This is a genomic window from Streptomyces sp. NPDC093225, assembly GCF_044753805.1.
In the GTDB taxonomy this organism is placed as follows: domain Bacteria; phylum Actinomycetota; class Actinomycetes; order Streptomycetales; family Streptomycetaceae; genus Streptomyces.
In genome coordinates this window covers 416,690-436,287 of sequence record NZ_JBIVNX010000001.1, presented here as the reverse complement: position 1 = coordinate 436,287, position 19,598 = coordinate 416,690, and the positions used below count along the sequence as shown (strand labels likewise).

Annotated in this window: 16 protein-coding genes and 1 pseudogene; 10 read left to right on the top strand and 7 right to left on the bottom strand. The window is 73.9% G+C overall.

Annotation, left to right across the window (positions count from 1 at the left end):
• Nucleotides 1-330: 330 nt before the first annotated feature.
• Entirely contained in the window at nt 331-840 is a 510-nt protein-coding gene (locus tag ACIQCH_RS01315) for an RICIN domain-containing protein (RefSeq protein WP_402576656.1), read from the bottom strand.
• A 493-nt stretch (nt 841-1,333) separates the two neighbouring features.
• On the opposite strand from ACIQCH_RS01315, the gene ACIQCH_RS01310 reads away from it, so the two are divergent.
• Nucleotides 1,334-1,852 carry a hypothetical protein gene (locus ACIQCH_RS01310; RefSeq protein WP_402576654.1) on the top strand — a complete coding sequence of 173 codons (519 nt, stop codon included), beginning with the start codon at nt 1,334-1,336 and terminating at the stop codon, nt 1,850-1,852.
• Between the two features lie 171 nt (nt 1,853-2,023).
• Here the strand turns inward: ACIQCH_RS01310 and ACIQCH_RS01305 are convergent, their stop codons facing one another.
• Complete coding sequence (locus ACIQCH_RS01305) at nt 2,024-2,194, bottom strand: hypothetical protein (protein WP_402576652.1); 171 nt, start codon at nt 2,192-2,194, stop codon at nt 2,024-2,026.
• Nucleotides 2,195-2,635: 441 nt separating this feature from the next.
• On the opposite strand from ACIQCH_RS01305, the gene ACIQCH_RS01300 reads away from it, so the two are divergent.
• Both ACIQCH_RS01300 and ACIQCH_RS01295 read left to right on the top strand, forming a co-directional pair.
• Nucleotides 2,636-2,911, top strand: a complete 276-nt coding sequence (locus tag ACIQCH_RS01300) for an isoamylase early set domain-containing protein (RefSeq protein WP_402576650.1) — start codon at nt 2,636-2,638, stop codon at nt 2,909-2,911.
• Nucleotides 2,912-3,326: 415 nt separating this feature from the next.
• Nucleotides 3,327-4,292 carry a hypothetical protein gene (locus ACIQCH_RS01295; protein ID WP_402576648.1) on the top strand — a complete coding sequence of 322 codons (966 nt, stop codon included), beginning with the start codon at nt 3,327-3,329 and terminating at the stop codon, nt 4,290-4,292.
• Between the two features lie 222 nt (nt 4,293-4,514).
• Here ACIQCH_RS01295 and ACIQCH_RS01290 read toward each other — a convergent pair whose 3' ends face one another.
• Nucleotides 4,515-5,366: a LysR substrate-binding domain-containing protein gene (locus ACIQCH_RS01290; protein WP_402576646.1), complete on the bottom strand. Its 852-nt coding sequence runs from the start codon at nt 5,364-5,366 to the stop codon at nt 4,515-4,517.
• 81 nt (nt 5,367-5,447) lie between these two features.
• Here ACIQCH_RS01290 and ACIQCH_RS01285 point away from each other — a divergent pair, with 81 nt between their 5' ends.
• From ACIQCH_RS01285 to ACIQCH_RS01275, 3 genes and pseudogenes are all read left to right on the top strand, one after another.
• A complete protein-coding gene (locus ACIQCH_RS01285; protein WP_402576644.1) occupies nt 5,448-5,942 on the top strand; it encodes a cupin domain-containing protein in 495 nt (164 codons plus the stop codon).
• A 20-nt stretch (nt 5,943-5,962) separates the two neighbouring features.
• Nucleotides 5,963-6,283, top strand: a pseudogene (locus ACIQCH_RS01280) (DoxX family protein); the annotation flags it as partial.
• A gap of 114 nt (nt 6,284-6,397) precedes the next feature.
• A complete protein-coding gene (locus ACIQCH_RS01275) occupies nt 6,398-6,784 on the top strand; it encodes a hypothetical protein (protein WP_402576642.1) in 387 nt (128 codons plus the stop codon).
• A 179-nt stretch (nt 6,785-6,963) separates the two neighbouring features.
• Here ACIQCH_RS01275 and ACIQCH_RS01270 read toward each other — a convergent pair whose 3' ends face one another.
• Nucleotides 6,964-7,200, bottom strand: a complete 237-nt coding sequence (locus tag ACIQCH_RS01270; protein WP_402576640.1) for a hypothetical protein — start codon at nt 7,198-7,200, stop codon at nt 6,964-6,966.
• 170 nt (nt 7,201-7,370) lie between these two features.
• Here ACIQCH_RS01270 and ACIQCH_RS01265 point away from each other — a divergent pair, with 170 nt between their 5' ends.
• Nucleotides 7,371-7,505: a hypothetical protein gene (locus tag ACIQCH_RS01265; RefSeq protein ID WP_402576638.1), complete on the top strand. Its 135-nt coding sequence runs from the start codon at nt 7,371-7,373 to the stop codon at nt 7,503-7,505.
• A gap of 153 nt (nt 7,506-7,658) precedes the next feature.
• Here the strand turns inward: ACIQCH_RS01265 and ACIQCH_RS01260 are convergent, their stop codons facing one another.
• Nucleotides 7,659-8,270, bottom strand: a complete 612-nt coding sequence (locus tag ACIQCH_RS01260) for an RICIN domain-containing protein (RefSeq protein WP_402576636.1) — start codon at nt 8,268-8,270, stop codon at nt 7,659-7,661.
• A gap of 237 nt (nt 8,271-8,507) precedes the next feature.
• Between ACIQCH_RS01260 and ACIQCH_RS01255 the strand changes: the two genes are divergently transcribed.
• Nucleotides 8,508-12,368, top strand: coding sequence for a DNA-binding protein (locus ACIQCH_RS01255; protein ID WP_402576634.1), 3,861 nt, complete (start codon nt 8,508-8,510; stop codon nt 12,366-12,368).
• A gap of 222 nt (nt 12,369-12,590) precedes the next feature.
• Here ACIQCH_RS01255 and ACIQCH_RS01250 read toward each other — a convergent pair whose 3' ends face one another.
• Nucleotides 12,591-13,217, bottom strand: coding sequence for a DUF6000 family protein (locus tag ACIQCH_RS01250; RefSeq protein WP_402576632.1), 627 nt, complete (start codon nt 13,215-13,217; stop codon nt 12,591-12,593).
• Between the two features lie 142 nt (nt 13,218-13,359).
• On the opposite strand from ACIQCH_RS01250, the gene ACIQCH_RS01245 reads away from it, so the two are divergent.
• Entirely contained in the window at nt 13,360-14,148 is a 789-nt protein-coding gene (locus ACIQCH_RS01245; protein ID WP_402576630.1) for an alpha/beta fold hydrolase, read from the top strand.
• Nucleotides 14,149-14,282: 134 nt separating this feature from the next.
• On the opposite strand, the gene ACIQCH_RS01240 is transcribed toward ACIQCH_RS01245, so the two are convergent.
• Entirely contained in the window at nt 14,283-18,506 is a 4,224-nt protein-coding gene (locus tag ACIQCH_RS01240) for a S8 family serine peptidase (RefSeq protein ID WP_402576628.1), read from the bottom strand.
• 91 nt (nt 18,507-18,597) lie between these two features.
• On the opposite strand from ACIQCH_RS01240, the gene ACIQCH_RS01235 reads away from it, so the two are divergent.
• Complete coding sequence (locus ACIQCH_RS01235) at nt 18,598-19,551, top strand: hypothetical protein (RefSeq protein WP_402576626.1); 954 nt, start codon at nt 18,598-18,600, stop codon at nt 19,549-19,551.
• Nucleotides 19,552-19,598: the final 47 nt, after the last annotated feature.

Here is a 19,598-nt window from a genome sequence, read left to right as displayed (position 1 = left end):
TCACCCCATGCCGTGCCTCAGGAGCGACGCTCATGCTCAGATCCTGGGCCCCCCGCCCGGTATCCGGCCGAACGACACGCAGTCGACGGTGGCTCGAGTGGCGTGCTACGCGGCTCCTCGTGGCGGATGCCGGCGGATCCGCCCGGGCGCGGACACGGGTACGTGACGGGCGGCCTCCCCAGCCGTCCGGCACACCGACTCCCCCGAAGACCCCCTGCGGCGCAACGGCACGGCGAAGGGCTGCCACCCGTGGGGTGACAGCCCTCGACGCCGCTCCGGGACCGGCTCGACCAGCTGACAGGAGAACGGATCCCCGCTCCCTGTCGCCTGTTAGCCGATCAGATGATCCCAGAGCTGATTGGACCCCCCGTTGTATTCCCACATCTGCGCCCGAGCGCCGTTCTCGGTGCTGAAGTCATTGATCTCCATCACCTGGTCGTTGGAGGCGTCACCAGAGTAGAACTTTATGTCCTTCTGGTCGTCATTGGCGTCGTGGAAAATCCACCACGCCTGATTGAGCCCGCCATTGCAGTCCCACTGGATCAGTTGAGATCCGTTGCCCCAGTTCCCGCCGGGCGCATCCAGGCACATTCCGGAGTTGGCGTTGACGACGATCTTTCGCCCGGATCCACCGTCCGGAGAATTGCGCACGTACCACTTCTGGTTCAGCCCGCCCGTGCACGGCCACTGCCGGATGGCAGCACCCCTGCTCTTGCTCCAGTCCGCCACTTCCAAACACTGACGGCTGAACTTGTTCCGGAAGACACCACGCTCCGTCGGAACGTCCGCCGACGCCGGTGCGGCCTGGGCCGACAGCATCAACGCACCGGCCCCGAACACGGCACCAGCTCTCGCGGCAAACCTACGCATGATTCCCCCAGTAAAATCGACGTAATCTACCCGGTCACCAAAAGGCGACCCACCGAGCAGCCTAAACCAGCCATGATCATCTGGAAGTCCTAAATCGGCCAATCTGCCGCCGGGAGCCGTCCCGCGCGCGGGCCTGGTTTCACCGGGGCCACCGTGGCGCCGTGCTCTGCGCGCCAGGGCGCGGGAACCGGCCGCCGCATTCGTGCCGCGCGCAGGCGCAGGTCCGGCCGGGGAGGCAGCATTCGGCGTGGTCGTATCCGCGGTCGGCCGGAAGCGTGTTCCGCATCGGGGCTCGAGCGGGTTCGGACGGGGTGAGGGCCGTGCCGGGCGGGCCATGTCGGGTCGGGTCGGGTCGTTGATCCACGTGCTCGGCGGGGCCGGCCGGGGTTACGTTGAGATCGGGCCCCCTCAGAGATCCCCCCGGCGAGGGTCCACCCTTCGCCGACGACACCAGGGACGACCGATGCCCACTCGATTCGGCTGGACCGGATGCCACAACTGCCTCGCGCTCTTCTACAGCGGCTGGCCTCCCCCGAACGACCCCCCTCCGTACCATCCCGTACCCAACGGTTCGTGCAGCGCGGATCCCCTTCCCGAAACGCCACCCCAGTTCCTGGGCCGTCACATCCCGAACAGCGACTGGGCGTTCGAGATGACCACCGACCCGTCGTCGCGGGGAGACGGTACGGTCGTCACGGGGTGGACGCCCGGCTTCAACCACTGCACCGCCTGCGAGGTCATCTTCTCCACACAGGTCGACGGCAACCGGTGCCCGCAGTCCGGTGGCGCGCACGCCGCCGGGACGTCCTACCAGTTCCCGCTCAACTGGGGTGCTTTCGAACACTTCAAGTCCGGGTGGGCGCTCTGCGGCAAGTGCGGGGCGATGTTCTTCGCCGATGGCAGCGCGTTCAACGGGGACTGCCCCGTCAGTGCCACCCACCATGCGGTCAGCGTGGAATTCGGAGTCGAGCACTGGCTGTAGCGCCACGGCCCGCCCGGGCGCTGCGCGTCGCGGATCCGGGCGGGCCCGGGGCACCCGCCGACCGGCACAGCACCACCGTCACAGAGATCGCGGCCAGCCCAGCCGGTGGGTTCGTCGAACGGGGGACTCTGCCGCCCGCCCGGTACCGAAATCGGAGCCTCGGTCAACAGCTCAGCCTTCCCGACCGGCGAGGACCCGATCGGCCCGGTAGTGGGGACAGGCGAGCAGGTGCCAGGTCACCGACAGGCCGCCCTCGACGACCACCACCGTGCGCGCCTCACCGGTGTCCTCGTTCGCCCCGCACGCCCGGCACTGGCGCAGCGTTGTGGGCAGCAACCCCATCACAACACCCCTTCCAGGCCCCGCAGATACGACAACCGACCCACATCTATCAAATGCGGGCGGGTTCCGCCCTGTTACCCGCGCGTTCGATACGCGGGTGGCGCCTGACCCGGCCGGCCTGCCGATCTCGAGGCCAGTCGGGGCCAGTCGGGGCCACCGGACGTGTGGAGAGGCGGCTGAAGGCCGAGCGACGCGCCGAGGGGGCTTTGCGGGGGTCGCAGCCGTCCAAATGCGCATCTGCCCGCCTGCCTCGGTCGGCGGCGTTGCCATCCGTACCTGGGGGTGCGCGGCGGGCAGCGCGACACCGGGCCGGCGTGGCAGCGCCGCCCCGGCCGGGTGAGCACGCCGGCCAAGTGGGCGTGTTCCCCGCGCCGACCCGGTGGAGCCGGGGGCAGGATGCAGGGGCCTCATGACTGTTCCCCACATGATCGGAGCCCGCCAGTGCTCGAACGCCAGAAGCTCAAGGGTCGCACCCAGGTCACGTTCGTTCTCCCCGGGGAGACACCTCCGGGCCCGGTCAGCGTGGTCGGAGACTTCAACCACTGGAACCCCCACGCCCACCCCCTCACCCTCCGTGGCGACGGCACCCGGGCCGCCACCATCGCCCTACCCGCCCACTCCACCCACGCCTTCCGCTACCTCGCCGCCGGCGACTACTGGTTCAACGACGACATGGCCGACCACCACGACGGCACGAACAGCCACCTGCACACCTGACGCCAGCGAGGACCGACCGCGCGGCGCGGGATCACCGAGCCTCGAGACGCCCGACTGGGCACCGGTGTCCGCCGAGCGGTACCGGCTGTGGGACGAGACCGTGGCCTTCGTCCACGATCAGCTCGCCGTCGAGGACAGCCCCCTAGCGAGCCGCTGGTGCGAGAGTCGGTACTGGACATGCTCGCCGCCGCCGCGCTGGGGAGGGAAGAGCGGCCCCGGCGGTACCGCCCCCGGGGCGCCAGGGGCACCGGGCCTCGCCCGCGCACGCCACGGATCGGCGGGGGCAGCGTGGAGCCTGTCCGCCTCCCCCACTCGCCGCCTCCCCCGGGTGGGGGAGGCGAATACGTCCGGCGGGCGACGCGGCCGGGCCGGTGAGGCCGGAGGCTGGGATTCCTGCTGATGAAGGGGGGTTCGGGTGGATCGCTGGGATCAGGTCGGGCGGAACGCGGCGTACGGGGCTGCCCTGGCGCTGGCGCCGTACTTGCTGATCAAAGTCTCGTGGGTGGTCGGCTCTCTCGTGGGGGTGCTGCCGATCGGCAACGGGTTCGGGCTGGCGGAGTGGGTGGTGCTCAACACCGTCACGGTCGGTATGGCGGTGATCGGGATTGCCGTGGCGCTCGCGTTGGTGCGGCCGTGGGGGATGCGGATACCGGGGGTGCTGGTGGCCTTCTGTTCCTGGGTGGGGTCGGGGTTCCTCGTCTCGGTGCTGCCTTTCGGTCTGCTCAGTGCGCTCCTGAACGTGGGCGGTGGATCAGAGGGCGGCGGCGGTGACGACCCGGCCATGCCGGTCTGGGAGGGAGTGCTGGTCGAGTTCGGTTTCGTGGGGATGGGGCTGGGGCTTGCCCTCGCCGTCCCGGCGTATCTGCGGCGCCGCTGGCCGGACGCGTTCCTCGGGCGCGTCGGTGACCGGCCGCGTACGGTGCGGCCGTGGGCGACCGTCGTCGGTGGCGCAGTCGGTCTGGTCTGGCTGTACTGGGCGGCCGGAGGCACTCTGGGAATCGCCCATCCGGCCCGGCGGAACGCTGACTGGTACGTGCTGGCCGCGGTATGGGGGTTCTGGGCACTCGCCGGATCCGCCGGCATCTGGACGGTCGCCCGGGCGCGTCCTGCCAGGCTGCCGCGCTGGCTCCCGCTGACATTGGGGTGGGTCGGGTCGGGCTCGCTGTTCGCGTGGAGCGCCTGGAAGCTGCCCCTCATGCTGTACGTGGCGCTGGCGGACCCGGCCGATGTCACGCCGCCGGAGAACATCACCGTCGCGGTGGCGTTGCATCTCTGCGCCGTGGTGGCAGGCGCGGCGATGATGCGGACACTGGTCCGCACGCGTCTCCGCGTCCCCGAGTCCGATGCCCTGCGCGAGGTTGCCGTGCGGATCGAGGGTTGACTGCCTCAGACGGGCCGGTGATGTCTTTTCAAGGCGCCCGGTCGAGGGTGAGATGATCTTGCCGTGGCTGGTGTGATCACGGCGCCGGAGCCTTCTCGGACAGCCTCGTCCACCGGACTGAGCCCGTGCCGGAATGCCGTCGACAGATCAGTCCCGGCGAGCAATGCCCCGCCGAGGTCATCAGCTTTCGCGGCCTCCGCCGCGTGGCCGGCGTACCGTTGCTCAGCGACGGTAGGCGGTGGTCGCGGTCTCGATGAGGGAGTGGAGCAACGGGTTCGTGTCGCCCTCGTTCCATGCCGCCACCACTCGGCTCGGCGGCATGTCGACCAGCGGCACCATGGCCAGCTCCGCGGGCAGGTCGTGTCCGAGCGGGGCCAGGCCGACCGTACCGTTCCACAGCACCGCCTGCAGGCATTCCTGGACGGCGCGCACCACCGGGCCCTCGCGCGGCCTGCCGCCGTTCCAGTACGACTGCCAGACCGGGTCGGTGCCCTGGGGGAACTGGAACCAGCGGCGGTCGCCCAGCTCGGCCAGTCGCAGACCGTCGCGGCGGGCCAGCGGATCGTCGGCGCGCAGGACCACGCCGACCGGATCGGTCCTCAGGGTACGGACCGTCAGGGCGGTTTCGTCGAACGGCGCCCGAGTCAGCGCGACGTCGACCAGTCCGGCGCGCAGCCCGCAGGTCGGATCACTCAGGTCGGTGTCGCGGATGCGGATGTCGACGCCGGGGCGGATCCGGCGGTAGGCGGCCGCCAGGCGGGACACCCCCGGGTCGGTGCCGTCGCCCAGGATGCCGATGGTGATGGTCGCGGCGCCGGCCGCCGCGCTCACGCGTACCCGGACGCGGTCGGCGTGGTCGAGCAGGGCCCGTGCCTCGTCGAGCAGCACCGTCCCCACCGGAGTGAGCGTGACGCCGGTGGGCGGGCGGGCGAAGAGCAGGGCCCCGATCTCGGCTTCCAACCGCTTGACCGCCCGGCTCAGCGGCGGCTGGCTCATGTGCAGTCGGACGGCGGCCCGGCCGAAGTGGAGTTCCTCGGCGACCGCGACGAAATAACGCAAGGCACGTAGCTCCACGCTGCAACGATACGCATCGGGTATCGGTGCCGTGGAACGGGTCTTGGACACCGAAGGGGCTCGGGCGGTGCACTGGTGGACATGACCGAGGAAGCACGAAACAGCGAGCCGCAGACCGGACCCGCCCTGTCGGTGGTGGGACCCGGCGAGGGCGAGACGATCGTTCTGGGCACCACGCGCATGCGCGTCCTGGAGGACGGCAGCCACACCGGGCACCGCCTCGCGATCGCCGAGTCCGTCCTCGCCCCGCACACCCAGGGACCGCCGCAGCACCGCCACGGCCTGCACGACGAGGGGTTCTACGTCCTTTCCGGGGTCGTGCGGTTCACCGTCGGGGACGAGGTCCACGACGCCACGACGGGCACGCTCGTGATGGTTCCGCCCGGTACCCCGCACACCTTCGCCAACCCGACCGACCAACCCGCCGTCATGCTCAGCACGTTCACCCCCGACCTGTACGTCCAGTACTTCCGGGACCTCCAGACGCTGCTCGCCGACGGCCGGCCGCCGACGCCCCGGGCCCACAGCGAGGTGATGGGCCGCTACGCGACCGAGCCCGCCACCGACCGCGTCTGAACCGACGGCACGGCCACGCTCTCTCGCCGATGATGGCCTGGGGCGACCGCGTACCCCTGCCGGCCCTCAGGGTGCTGGGGGCGGTGGAAGTACTCGGCGCGACCGGCCTGATCCTGCCGCCGCTGACCGGTATCGCTCCCCCGCTGGCGCCGGCCGCGGCCATCGGCTTCGTCCTGCTGCACATCGGCGCGATCACCGTCCACCTGAGCGGCGGCGACCGCCGGATCGCCCTCAACGCCGGCCTCAATGAGCCGCCGAGGCGCCGGTCCGACGCCCTCCGTCCCGCCTTCGGTCAGGGCGGGGCGGAGTGGGCCCCTCCCCTGTTCCTGACGGACCCCTGATCAGAGCCGGTTCCCGGAAGATCCCATTCAGCCCCACACGGCCGGATCGGCTCATACGATCACCACATGGGTGCAGGTGCACGCACCGGAACGACGTCAGTACGGAGGGGAACCATGTCAGGCATTTCACGGCGCTCGCTGCTGGGCTACTCGGGAACCGCCGCGGCCGGAGCGGCACTTGTCGGCGCCGGGACCGCCCAGGCGGCCGAAGGCGAGGCCGCCGCGCCCGAGCACGCCGAAGCCGCTCAGGCCGGCGCGACGCAGACAGCGCAGAGCGGGCCTTCGTTCCCGCCGGGGACCCAGTTCAAAGGCAGGACCTCGCTGCCCGGGTTCGAGGGAGAGCTGACGATCACATTCAGCGTCGCCATGATGGATGCGCCCCAGACGCACGACGTCCCGCCGATCGAGATCGCCGGGGCACTCAACCAGCTGGCGCAGCAGAACGGCTGGTCCCCGATCACGTTCTACGGGACCCCGGCGCCGGCCCCGCTGACCTCCTGAGCAGCCGTCCGGCCGGGGCACGTCACGAGCCGTGGCCCGGGGCGGTCGGTGTGGACGGCAGCCGCGACCGCGGCGGGGGCCGCCGCGGCGCCGTGGTGGTCGGGGCCCGGTGGACAAGGCCCCGACCACTCACGCGGCTCAGGACGCCGCACGACCGACGCGCTCCGGATCCGGAGTCACTAGTAGTAGAGCCACAGGGGGAAGACGCCGTTGCCCATCGCGACCACCACTTCGCCCGGCCCTTGCGGCGGCGCCTGATTCGCCACCGTCGCGCAGTCGGCCGCACTCGCGAGGCTTCCGTGGAAGCGCCACGTCTTGGCTTCGACGCGGCGTGCGGTCCTCGTCTTGAACTCGACCGACTCCTCCAGCGTGACCGCCCGGTCGACCGGAAGCTCTTCGTACGCCTGGGTACCCATGATCATCCTCCTGTCTCGGTTCCCCCACCGAGGATGCGTCGGGGCATGTGGGCCCGCCACTTCTCGGCCGCCTTCCGTGCGGGGTACCGGATCCCCGGTCTGCTGCACGTTGATTCGTCGCCGGAGCGTGGCTGTGCAACAACTCCCCACGGCGAAATATCGGTACCGCGATGGTCTTCTCCCCCGATGGCGGCGTCCTCGCCACCGCCGACGACCGCGGCCGCGTACGCGTGGGGGACGTCGCCTCGCTCAACGCGCTGGGCGGCGCACTGCGCTCCCTACAGGCGCACGGGCTGAGCAGGTGAAAGACGCGATCTCCCACTCCGGTGCGGCACGCGGCGCGCACGCCGCGAGGGCGCCCGACCTCCCCCGATGGTCGGGCGCCCCTCACCCGTCGCGGTGCGCGTCCCCCACGGCACCGGGCGGCGCCCGGGCGGCGCCGGTCCGCGGCAGGACCGTCAGGCGGTCTGCCACCAGTGGTCGTCGCCGTAGCTGGTGCTGCACGTGTGGACGCCGACCCGGAGGTCGTCGGCACCGTCCCCGAGGCCGGCGACGTCCAGGCACACCGGTCGGCCGGCGTTGTACGAACGGGCGTTGACGAGCCGGAAGGCACGGCCGGCGGAGTCCCACCACTGGTACCACAGCTGGTTGTCCGCCGTGGTGTCCTGGCAGGGGTAGAAGCCGACCGTCGAGTTGCCGGGCACGCCCGTACCGGGCAGGTCCAGGCACAGCGCCTGGTTCTTGACGTTGCGGATCAGGAAGCCGTCGACCCCGTCGACGAGGTCCCACATCTGGTTGTCGCCGGCGCCGCGGAGGCAGTCGTGCTGCTGCACGATGCTCCCCATGTTCGGAGCGCCGTAGTCCGGCACGTCCAGGCACTTGTACGTCGTGTAGTTGAACAGCAGGACGCCGTACACGGAGTCCGTCCGTGCCTGCGAGGGCCCTGCCGTCAGCAGGTTGAGCGCCAGTGCGGTCAGCACCGCGGCGATCAGGGCCGCCAGGCGGAGCGGGCGGCGCGGCCCGGGCGGGCGGGTGCGGGGACGGGTGGACGGGGCCACGGGTCGGTGCATACGGGTTCCTCCCCTTGGGTCCGGGGCCGACGGTGCGGCCCCCGGCCGACGCTCGGCCGATCCGACCCTCCGCCGCCGCACGGTTGTTGCGCTGCCCCGATCGGGCCGTGAAACAACCCGGTCGCCACGCCCGCACACGGCGCGAAGACGCCTTGTGGCACGGGGAGTCGAGCGTGTTGGGTGCGTGATCAAGGGGAGCAGGGCCGGCGGGGGCCGGCGTCGTGGGGGGTGTGTGGCATGGGCCGACAGGAGAAGCCGCTGGACCCGGGGGACGGGCCGGTCGCGGAGTTCGCGGTGGCGCTGCGGGAGCTGCGGCGCGCGGCGGGCAGCCCGACGTACGCCGCGATGGCGCGCCGGGCCGGGGCCTACTCGGTGGCGACGCTTTCGCGGGCCGCGGCGGGCGACCAGCTGCCCACCCTGCCCGTGGTCCTCGCGTACGCCGCGGCGTGCGGCGGGGACCCGGCGCTGTGGCGGGGCCGCTGGCAGCGGGCCACCGACCGGCTGGCCGCCCTCGCCGCGGAGCAGGACGACGAGCCGGCCCCGTACCTGGGCCTGGCCCGGTACGAGCCCGGCGACCGGGAGCTGTTCTTCGGCCGCGACCAGCTCGTCGACGACCTGGTCGTACTCGCCCGGGAGCACCGGGTCGTAGCGGTCTTCGGGCCGTCCGGGAGCGGCAAGTCCTCGCTGCTGCGGGCCGGGCTGGTGCCGCGATTACAGGAGTCCGGGGGTGCGGCGGCCGCGATCCGGCTGCTCACCCCCGGCGCGCATCCGTTGGAACGGCACCGCCCGGCCGTCGCGCCCGCCGACGCGCCCGGCGACACCTGGCTGATCGTGGACCAGTTCGAGGAGGTCTTCACGCTCTGCCGCGACCCGGAGGAACGGGCCGGGTTCGTCAAGGAGTTGCTGACCGCCGCGCAGGCGGACGGCTCACGGGTCCGGGTCGTCCTCGGCGTCCGGGCGGACTTCTACGCCCCTTGCCTGGCCGACCCCGCGCTGGCGGAGGTGGTGCGGGGGGCGAGCCTGCCGGTGACGCCCATGACGCGGGACGAACTGCGCCGGGCGATCGTCGCCCCGGCGGCCGCCCGCGCCACCGTGGTCGAGCGGGCGCTGACCACCCTGCTCGTCGACGAGCTGCACGGCGACGCCGCCGCCCTGCCCCTGCTCTCCCACACCCTGCTGGAGACCTGGCGCCGCCGCACGGCACGCCGCCTCACCCTCGAGGCGTACGAGGCCGCCGGTGGGGTGTACGGGGCCGTCGTGCGGACCGCCGAGGCGGCGTACCGCGCACTCGACGCCGAGCGGGCCGGCACCGCCCGCCGGATCCTGCTCGGCCTGGTCAACCCGGGGGAGGACGGGCTGCCCGACACGCGCCGCCCGGCCCGGCTGGACGAACTCGGCCCTGCGGAAGACGTCCGGCCGGTCCTCGACGCGCTCGCCGCCTCCCGGCTGGTCACGCTGGGCCAGGACACCGTCGAGCTCGCCCACGAGACGCTCATCTCGTCCTGGCCCCGCCTGCACGGCTGGCTCGAGGAGAGCCGCGAGCAGTTGCGCCTGCGCCACCGGCTGACCGCGGCGGCGGAGGCCTGGGACCGGCTCGGCCGGCACCCCAGTGCCCTCGCCCCGGCGGCGCTGCTCGTGGCGCTCGCGCCGCTGCGCGCCGCGGACGGGGGCGCACGCGGGTTCCGGCCCGTCGAGGCCGAGTTCCTCGACGCGAGCGGCCGGGCCCGGAGCCGGGCCGCGGTGCGCAGGCGGATCGGCCGGGGAGCGCTCGCGGTCCTGACCGTGGCCGCCCTGATCGCCGGCACCCTGGCCTGGCAGGCCGGCCTGACGGCTCAGGTCCGTCGGAACCTCGCCCTCGCGCTGAGGGCGGCCGCGGTCGCCGAGGGGCTGCGGGCCGGCGACCCGCGCACGGCCGCCCGGCTGAACGTCGCGGCCTGGCGCCTGGCCCGCACCCCGCAGACCAGGGCCGGACTGTACGCCGCGCTCACCGACCGGACAGCGGCCGACGTCACCGTGGGCTCCGGCGGCTCGGTCGTGCGCAGCGAGTTCGCGGGCCCGGACGGCCGCATGCTCACGGTGAGCCGGCACCAGGGAGTGGAACTGTGGGACCTCCGCGCGCCCACCCGGCTGGCCGTCCACGCGCTGGCGGGGTTCGTGGCCTCGCCCTCCAGCTCGTCCCCGCGCCGGCTGCGGCCCCCGGACGGAGGTCTCTTCCCGGGGCCCGAGCCGTCGGCATGGGACTGGCCGGAGCGGGCGCGGCCGAGCCCGGACGGCGCACGGGTGGCCTCGATCAGCCAGGGGGACGCCACCGACCCGGAGCGGCGGTGGGCCCGGATCAGGCTGCTGGACCTGCGGACCGGGAGCGCGTCCTCGCTCGTGCTGCGCGGTGCCCCGGCCGGGACCGACCTCGTGTGGGGCGGCGGCAGCCGGGTGCTGGCGGTGGCCCTGCCCGGGGCCGTGCAGCTCTGGGACGCCGTCGGCCGCCGGCCGCTGTTCACCGTGCCCGCCGCCGAGGCCTTCACGGGCGCGGCCGTCAGCGCGGACGGCCGCCGGGCGGCGCTGTGCGGACGCCACGGGGTCGAGGTCTGGGACGTGCCGGGGCGGCGCAGGGTCGCGGCCGGCGGGTTGGCGGCCCGGGTCCCCGCGCACTCGTGCCGCTCGGAGGTGCTGCGCCTGAGCCCCGACGGGGCCCGGCTGGCCGTCGGGCTCGACACCGGCGTCCTCCTGGCGTCCACCGGGAGCGGCGGCGCTCGCGACCGGGTGCTCCCCACCGCCGCCGGGGTGACCGGCCTGGCCTTCAACCGGGACGGCACGCTGCTGGCGGCGGTGGGGCCGGACGCCGCACGCGTGTGGCGCACCGCGGACGAGCGGCCCGACCCGCTCGTCTTCCACCAGGGGCTGCGCCGCGAACGGCCCACGGACGTCCGCGTCGACGAGCGGGCGGGGGTGCTGCGGTACGTGCGCGCGGACCAGCGCAGCGTGGCCGTGCTGCGGCTCGGGCCGCTGCGCGGCGCCCCGTGGCCCGGCAAGGGGTCCGACCAGGTCCACCTCTCGCCGGACGGGTCCTTGGCCGTCGTCCTGCGCCGCAACGGCGCGACCGTGGTGCCCGAGGTGTACCCCGGCTCGGCGGGCGCCGGCGGGCCGGTACCGGAGGGGACCGTACCGCTGCGCCGACTACCGGCGCTCCGCGCGGTGGACACCGGCCCGGTGGTGGCCGCCTTCAGCCCTGACGGCCGCCTCTTCGCCTACGGTCCGGCCCGCGGCGGCGGGGACTCGCAGACCGTGAAGGTCTGGGACGTGCGCGGCGGCCGGCCGCTTCCCGACCTCCCCGTGCCCACCTCGCCCCCGGCGCCCGGCGTGTCCGGCCGCTCCGCCCTCACGGCCCTCGCTCCGGTGCTGCGGGACGGCGGTCCGGTGGTGTACGGGATCCTCGACGTCCTCGGGGATGTCGCCGCCCTGTGGAACCTCTCCGCCCACCGGGTGGTGTCCATCGAGTCGACCGGCGCGCTGCCGATGGCGGTCCGGCCCGACGGCGGGATGCTCGCCCTGTCCGACGGCCAGCTGGTCACCGTGCCCGGCGAGCGCGTCGAGACCCCGACGGACCTTCGCGGATCCGCGTTCTTCGCGGCCGCCTTCAGTCCGGACGGCCGGCACCTCGCGCTCGCCGACGCGGCCGGCCGCGTCACCCTCCGGGACGGGACGCCGCCCGGCTCGCCGACCGCCCTCGACGGCGGCCCGTACGGGACGGACGTGGTGCCGGGCGGGTACTCCGGCGCGGCGTTCTCGCCGGACGGCAGCATGCTCGCGGTGGGGGACGCCACGGGCGCGGTCCGCCTGTGGGACGTTCCCTCGCGCACACCGCTCGGCGGCCCGCTCCCCGGCACGGGCGACCCGGCTGCCCGGATCGCCTTCACCCGCGACGGCGCCACCGTGCTGGTCCAGGGACCGCACACCGCGCCGTCCGCACACCGCGTCGGGGCGGGAGACGTGGTGGCGGCGGTGTGCGCCCGCTACGGCGGCGGTCTCGACGCGGCGCAGTGGCACGCCCACCTTCCCGAACTCCCCTACCGCGCCACCTGCTCGGGCCCGCACGACTGACGCCGCGAGGTCCGCGGCAGGCCGGGTGCGGGGACGGGGCCCTGGAAGGGGGCGAGTCCGCTCGGTGACCCGGTCGACGTGTGGCCTGCCACCGATCGGGGTGGCTCCAGCGGCGTGCCTTGTCTCGTTGCGGAGCGGGCCCCACCTCCTTCAAGCTCGGCTGCATGCATGTCACCGGCCAAGACGGACTGCGCACCGCCTTCGAAACAGCAGGGGTCACGGTCAGTTCTCGCAGTCCAGCAAGGCGAGGGCTTCGGCGGTCTCGTCGGCGAAAGCGATGAGTTGCTGCACGGCCTGCCGGCAGGACTGCGGGTCCAAGGCCTCCACGGCCCTGGCTTCGAGCCATCGGTCCCAGGGACCGTCCGGGGCCAGGAACCGCGTCGTGTACGCGGAGCCGAGAGTCTCATCCAGGTACAGGAGCGTCCCGAGGACGACGGCCTGGTCGTAGTCGAGGTCGGGACGCGGCAAGTAGTGATCGAGGTACGCGCTGAGCAGCTCGGCATCCGCGGCAGTGCCGAACTTCGCGAGGGCGACGCAGTACGCCGGGCCCGCATACGGCCCCGCGCTGGCCAGGAGGAGCCGGTCGACGAGGTCGCGGAACTCGGTCCTGTGTGCCACGGCAACCAGCCAGGCGGCAGTCCTGCGCTCGCGCCATCCGCCCTCGAAGAGGATGCCGAGTTCCGCCGGAGTGATGTCGTGGGCGGCCTGCGCCAGATCCCGCACGAAAGCGGAGCGCTCGACCGGGTTCAGCCGCAGAACGCCCCCGCCCAACCGGAGGTACCGCCGATCGGGCGCGACGAACCGCCGAACCAGCTCCTGCAACTCGGGATCGCTCCGAACATCACGCATGGCCGCATCGTGGCACGTAGGTTCCGGTCATGGTTGACGAGTGGCGAACGGACCGGATCGGGAGACACGTATTCGACGCCCCGCGGTGAGCGGCGGTGTCCGGCGCCGCGACGGCGTTGGCGGGCGGGCCTACCCTGGAGTCATGGCGACGGTGCAGGTCGACGGGCTGACGGTTGCCTACGACCGGGTGGGCGCGGGGCCGCCCGTCGTGTTCCTGCACGGCGCGGCGGACGACGCCCGCGTCTGGCGGCCGCAACTCGCGGCGCTGGGGGACGCGTTCACGGTGGCGGCCTGGGACGAGCCGGGATCCGGACGCTCCTCGGACGTACCCGGGTCGTTCGTCCTCGCGGACCACGCCCGGTGCGTGGCCGCGGTCGTGGCGTCCCTGGGGCTCGGACCGGCGCACATCGCCGGTCTGTCCTGGGGCGGCACCGTCGCCCTGGAGTTCTACCGCCACCACCCGGACCTCGTCAGGACGCTGGTCCTCGCCGACACCTACGCGGGGTGGAAGGGCTCCCTTCCGGCGGCGGAGGTGCGGGCCCGGGTCGAGGGCACTCGCCGGATGCTGGCCGCGCCGCGCGGCGCGTTCGATCCGACCCTGCCGGGTCTGTTCGCCGGTGAGCCGCCCGCGGCGTACGTCGCGCTGTTGGGTGCGATGGCGGACGCCGTGCGCCCGGAGACCCTGAGGACGCAGCTGTCGCTCATGGCGGAGACGGACCAGCGGGACCTCCTGCCCACGGTGTCGGTGCCCACGCTCCTGCTCTGGGGCGAGCGGGACGTGCGCTCGCCGCTGACCGTGGCGCGGCAGTTCCACGCGGCGATCCCGGATGCCGAGCTGGTCGTGATCCCGGGCGCGGGGCACGTCAGCAACCTGGAACGGCCCGAGGAGTTCAACCGGGCCGTGCGCGGCTTCTGCCACGCCCATTCCTGAGTTCCCGGGGCACGCGCGCGGGCGCCGACCGGTTCCGGGGCTCCCGGGTCCGGTCGGCGCGCGCTCCGGTCGTGGGGACGTGACGGTCGGACGTCACGCGGGTCGGACGGTCACGCGGGTCGGGTGCGGGGCGGTCAGCGGCGCAGCTTCAGGCGGTGTACGCCGCCGTCGACGGTGCCGACGTAGAGCGTGCGGCCGTCGGGGGCGGCGGCCAGCTCGGTGGTGTCGGTGTTCTGCAGGCCGCTGGAGATGTTCTCCCAGGTGAGGCCGTTGTCGGTGCTGCGCAGGACGCCCCGGCCGCCCTGGACGAGTCCGGACGCCCTCGAGCCGGTCGTGGCCGCGTAGAGCGCGCCGCGGACGCGCAGCAGGTCGGAGACGTGGACCGCGAGCGGGCCGGTGTCGGCGGTGCGGAAGGTCCTGCCGCCGTCCGTGCTGACCCGGACGGCGGAACCGCCGACGACCAGGCGCCGGCCGTCCATCAGGATCGCGGAGACGGGTCCCTCGGCGACCTTGGTCTTGGTGACGCCGCCGTCGTCCGAGCGGTAGAGGCCCGAGGCGTTGCCGAGCCACAGGCGCCGCGGGTCGCGCGGGTCGCCGGCCATGGCGTCGAAGGACCTCTCGTGGAAGAGGTTCTTCCACGTCCTGCCGCCGTCGGAGGTCGCGAACAGTCCGTCGCCGAGGATGCTCCTGAAGCTGACCGCCACCCGGTCCGGGTCCGCCGGGTGGATCAGGATCGAGGTCGGTACCTCCGAGGAGGTGCCCTTCACCTTCCAGGTCCGGCCGGCGTCGGCGCTCTTGGAGACCTCGAAGAGGCCGGTCGCGGTGCGCCGGATCTGCCACACCACCTCGGTGTCCCGGGGCGAGACGGCGATGTGGGAGGTGAGGCGACCGGTCATGCCCTCCGCCCCGGACCGGCCCCACTCGGGGCCGGCGACGGGTATCGCGGTGCGGTAGGTGCCGCTCACGGTTCCGGCGAGCAGCTGGTCGCCGCTGGTCGCGAGGGCGAGGGTGGTCAGGCCCTGGACGCCGATCCTGCGGTAGTCGGTGCCGTCTGCCGAGCCGCGGTACAGGCCGTCCTGTTCGCTGGAGACGGTCACCGAGCCGTCGGCCCAGCGGTCGTAGTCCATCGCGATGGCGGCCTTCGAGGGGGCGGGCAGGGGCTTCCAGGTCCTGCCGTGGTCGTGGCTGACCTGTCCGGCGCCGAACAGCCCGCGCAGGTAGAGGTCGCCGCCGGAGGCGGACAGTCCGTTGCCGCCCTGCGGCAGGGGCAGCAGGGTGGACCAGGTGCGGCCCTCGTCGTAGGAGCCGCGGACGCCGGTACCGGGGACGTAGGTCACCACCACCTCGGAGTCGGCCGCCATGCCGCGGAGGGTGTTCACCGGCTCGTCGAGGATGCGGTGCGCGGCTGCGGGGTCGCCCGTGCCGACGCCGTCGATGCGCCAGAGGCTGTCGAAGGTCGCCAGGTACAGGGTGTCGCCGACGAGGGTGGCCTCGCGGACCTCACCGCTCACGGCGGTGGGGTACGTCGCCCAGCGCTCGCCCGCGTCCGTGCTGACCAGCAGCGTGCCGTCGACGACCGCGGCGAGGGTACGGGTCCGCTCGTCCGCGACGAACGCGTCGATGTGCGCGTCGGGCACGTCGAGCCGGCGCCAGGTGCGGCCGTTGTCGTCGGTGCGCAGGATCGTGCCGCGGCGGGTGGGGTCGGCGGCCGTGTTCACGGCGTACCACCAGCGGTCGGGGCGGCGGGCGTCGACCACGACCGGTCCGGTGCCGTTGCCGTCGGCGATCGGCAGCCTGCCCACCTGGCGCCAGTGGGCGCCGCCGTCGGTGGTCAGCCAGGGTGCGGCCTTGCGGAACTGGGTCACCACGGCCTGCTTCGGGCGGGCGGGCGAGAGCGCGAGGTGGCCGGCCTCGCTGTTGGGGCCGATGGGCTCCCAGCGGTCGCGGCGGGTGTCGGCGGGGGTGACCTCGAAGGCGCCGGTTCCGGTGATCCGCCGGCCGTCGGTGGTCGTGGCGCGTACGGCCAGCCGGTAGGCGCCGGCCGCCTTCCCGGTCACTTCGGCCTGGTAGTAGCCGGCGCCGTTCATGGTGGTGGGCAGCGTGAAGGCGTGGCCGTGCGGGGGCGTGACCCGGATCTGCGGGGGCGCGTCCAGGGCGGCCGGGGAGGCGACGTGCACGGTGGAGCGGCCGTCGCTGGGGTCGGGGGACGCCTGGACGGCGAGGTGCCGGACGACGAGCAGGTAGGGCACCCGCAGGGCCGGGCCGCGATCGGGGGTGGCCGTGATCCGGCCGCCGATCTCCGTGTCGGTGGCCGGGCGGGCGGCGCGCAGGGTGACCTTGACGGTCGCGGACCGCCCGGCGGGGACCGTGATGCGGGACGGGGACACGGTGGTGGGACCGCTGCTGACGAGGGTGACGGTCAGCGGCTTCCTGCCGGGGTTGGCCAGGCGTACCTTCGCGGTGCCGCCGACGGTCCGCTCCCCCAGGTCGGCGAGGCCGAACGACAGGGACGTCGGGGCGGCGCCGAGGGTGGCCGACGCCGCGGCGGCCACGTCGAGCCGTCCGTTGCCCTGGACGGTGGGGCCGGTGCCGGCGAGCGGCTTCGCGGTGCCGACCAGGGCGGACCTGATCTGGTCGGGACCCTGGTCCGGGCGCAGTTGGCGCAGCAGGGCGGCGGCTCCGGCGACGTGCGGGCTCGCCATCGAGGTGCCCGACATGCGGTAGACACCGGGTCGGTACAAGGACGTGGGGATCGTGGAGCGGATCTCGACGCCGGGGGCGACCAGGTCGGGCTTGAGGCCGAAGCCGGTGCCGGGGCCGCGCGAGGAGAACGAGGCGATCCGGTCGGTGGCGTCGGTGCCGCGCAGGGTGACGGACACCTTCCCGGCGGCCAGTTCACGGCTCAGTTGGGCGTACTGGGTCGGGTCGATGCCCAGGACGACCAGGCGGTCCATGCGCAGCGAGTCGCCGGAGGCGGCGGTGCGGGCGGGGTCGGGGCGGGCGGGGCTCGGCCCGGCCTGGACCGTTCCCGGGGTGGCGGCGAGTACGGGCCCGGAGTTGGCCGGGAGGCCGCCGAGGACGGCGAGCGCGCCGCGCTTCTCGGCTTCGCGTGCCCAGTCGATGTCGTTCTGGCTCAGGACGTCCGTACCGGGCGGGACGAGGATGTCGGCGCGCAGGATCTTGCCGCGTACGTCACCGACCCGCTTCCAGTCCTCGGCGGTGCCCGCGCCGACGTCCACGAGGGGCGCGGTGACCGGTTCGCGGGGCGGGTTGGCGGACAGGATGCCCCGGTAGGTCTGGATCAGTTCGGGTTCGCGGCCCGCCAGGTAGGCGCTGGGGGTGCGTATCCCGCTGGTGGACGCGCCGACCGCGATGACGCCGGCGGCGGACGCGGGGGTGCTGACGGTGCCGGTGCCGGGCCCGTTGTTGCCCGCTGCCGCGACGACGACCACTCCGGCCCGCACGGCGGCGCTCGCCGCGCGGCCCAGCGGGTCGGTGCCGTCACCGGGGCCGCCGAGGCTCATGTTGATGACGTCGGCCGGGTGGGGGTTGGCCGGGTCTGCCGCCGCCTCGATGCCGGCGACGATGTCGGAGGTGTAGCCGCTGCCGTCGGCGCCGATGACCTTGTAGGCCAGCAGGCCGGCGTCGGGCGCCATGCCGGTGACGCCTCCCTTCCCGGCCGCCTTGCCCGCGATGATGCCGGCGACGTGGGTGCCGTGGCCGTTGTCGTCCATCGGGTCGTCGTCGCCGTTGGCGAAGTCGAAGCCGCCGACGACCTTGTGGCCCTTGCCGAAGCCGCCGCCCAGGTCGGGGTGGCCGTAGTCCACGCCGCTGTCCAGGACCGCCACGACGGTGCCCTTGCCGGTGGCCCTCACCCCGGCCGGGTCCCTGCGCTTCCAGACCTCGGGCGCGCCGGTCAGCGGCACGCTGACGTCCGTCTGGACCTGCATGCGGGTGTCGGGGCGGACGGCGAGGACGCCCGGCAGCGTGGCCAGCCGCGCCCTCTCGGAGGCGGGCACGGTCATCGCCACGGCGTTGAGGAGCAGGCCGAGCTTCCGGGGTGCGGCGGGGTGCAGTCCGGCGTTCCGTGCCGTGCCGAGGAAGGCGTCCTGCCGCGCCGCCAGGGTCCGCCGGGCCTCGTCGACGGCGGAGCCGTTACGGGCGGCCGAGGAGGTGAGCGAGCCGCCGGGGGCGGCTGCGACGGCGGCGTCCCCGGACAGCTCGACGATGACCCGCTGGTTCGGGTCGGGTGATGTCGCGGTGGCGGTGCCGGGCAGCGCGGTCAGCGTCCCGGCGAGCGCGACGGTGGTGACCGTAAGGGCCGCCAGACGTCGGGGTGTTCGTGCGTTGTTGGCCATGGGTCGAAGTCCTAGTGCCGCGGTCGCGCTCGGGACAACAGATCACGGCGGCCCATTGCTGCCGCTGGCACAAGTGGGCCATTCTCGGCATATGACGAACGAGCTCACCGCCGCAGGCATCGACCCCTTCGACGAGAGCGTCTACCGGGCCGTGTTGACCCGGCGCACGGCGGGCCCCGCCGAGCTCGCCGCCGACCTCGGCTGCTCCCCGCTGCGCGCCGCCAGGGCGCTGGACCGGCTCCACGACCACGGCCTGGTCGGGCGGCTGGCGGGCGTCCGCCGCCGGTACGCGGCGATCGAGCCGGGGGCCGCGGTCGAGTCCCTGGTGCGGGCCAGGGCCGCGGAGTTGGACCGGGTGCGTGCGGCGGCTGGGGAACTGTCCCGCCTCTTCGCGGCGGCCCAGGCCGGCACGGCCGGCGAGGAGGAGGTGGAGATCGCCACGGGCCGCGAGGCGCTCGGCCGTTGGTTCGTCCGCCTCCAGCAGGAGGCGCGCGAGGACGTCATGACGCTGGACCGCCCGCCGTACGCGCTGACCACCGCCAACCCGGTGGAGAGCACGGCGCTCGGGCGCGGCGTGCGCTACCGCGCGGTGTACGCCCCGGAGGCGCTGGAGTGGCCGGGGGTGCTCGAGGACATCCGAGGGCTCGTGCGCCGTGGCGAGCAGGCCCGGGTGATGCCGGGCCTGCGGATCAAACTGGCCATCGCGGACCGCCGGCTGGCGCTGATGCCGCTCTCGCTCGACCTCGACGGCGTGCGCGCCGCGGTGATCCGCCCCTCCGCCCTGCTGGACGCCCTCACCGACTACTGGGAGCTGTGCTGGAAGCAGGCCCTGCCGCTCGACGTCCCCGCCGAGGACCCGCTCGGCGAGGAGGACCGCCTGGTCCTCACCCTGCTGGTCAGCGGCCTCAAGGACGACGCGATAGCCCGCCAGCTCGGCTGGTCGGTCCGCACCATGCGCCGGCGCATGAGTCGCCTCCTCGAACTCCTGGGCGCGGTCAACCGCTTCCAGGCCGGCGTCATCGCCACCCGTCGCGGCTGGATCTGACCCGCCACCGGGCCGAGGGCCATCGGGACCGCGAGGCGGCTCCGTTC

Excerpts from the sequence above, each read along its gene's own strand:
- ACIQCH_RS01270 (WP_402576640.1), bottom strand. The coding sequence starts at position 7,200 with ATGGGTACCCAGGCGTACGAAGAGCTTCCGGTCGACCGGGCGGTCACG.
- ACIQCH_RS01285 (WP_402576644.1), top strand. The coding sequence starts at position 5,448 with ATGACCGAGGAAGCACGAAACAGCGAGCCGCAGACCGGACCCGCCCTG.
- ACIQCH_RS01260 (WP_402576636.1), bottom strand. The coding sequence starts at position 8,270 with ATGCACCGACCCGTGGCCCCGTCCACCCGTCCCCGCACCCGCCCGCCC.
- ACIQCH_RS01310 (WP_402576654.1), top strand. The coding sequence starts at position 1,334 with ATGCCCACTCGATTCGGCTGGACCGGATGCCACAACTGCCTCGCGCTC.
- ACIQCH_RS01305 (WP_402576652.1), bottom strand. The coding sequence starts at position 2,194 with ATGGGGTTGCTGCCCACAACGCTGCGCCAGTGCCGGGCGTGCGGGGCG.
- ACIQCH_RS01235 (WP_402576626.1), top strand. The coding sequence starts at position 18,598 with ATGACGAACGAGCTCACCGCCGCAGGCATCGACCCCTTCGACGAGAGC.
- ACIQCH_RS01250 (WP_402576632.1), bottom strand. The coding sequence starts at position 13,217 with ATGCGTGATGTTCGGAGCGATCCCGAGTTGCAGGAGCTGGTTCGGCGG.
- ACIQCH_RS01265 (WP_402576638.1), top strand. The coding sequence starts at position 7,371 with ATGGTCTTCTCCCCCGATGGCGGCGTCCTCGCCACCGCCGACGACCGC.
- ACIQCH_RS01255 (WP_402576634.1), top strand. The coding sequence starts at position 8,508 with ATGGGCCGACAGGAGAAGCCGCTGGACCCGGGGGACGGGCCGGTCGCG.
- ACIQCH_RS01275 (WP_402576642.1), top strand. The coding sequence starts at position 6,398 with ATGTCAGGCATTTCACGGCGCTCGCTGCTGGGCTACTCGGGAACCGCC.
- ACIQCH_RS01240 (WP_402576628.1), bottom strand. The coding sequence starts at position 18,506 with ATGGCCAACAACGCACGAACACCCCGACGTCTGGCGGCCCTTACGGTC.
- ACIQCH_RS01245 (WP_402576630.1), top strand. The coding sequence starts at position 13,360 with ATGGCGACGGTGCAGGTCGACGGGCTGACGGTTGCCTACGACCGGGTG.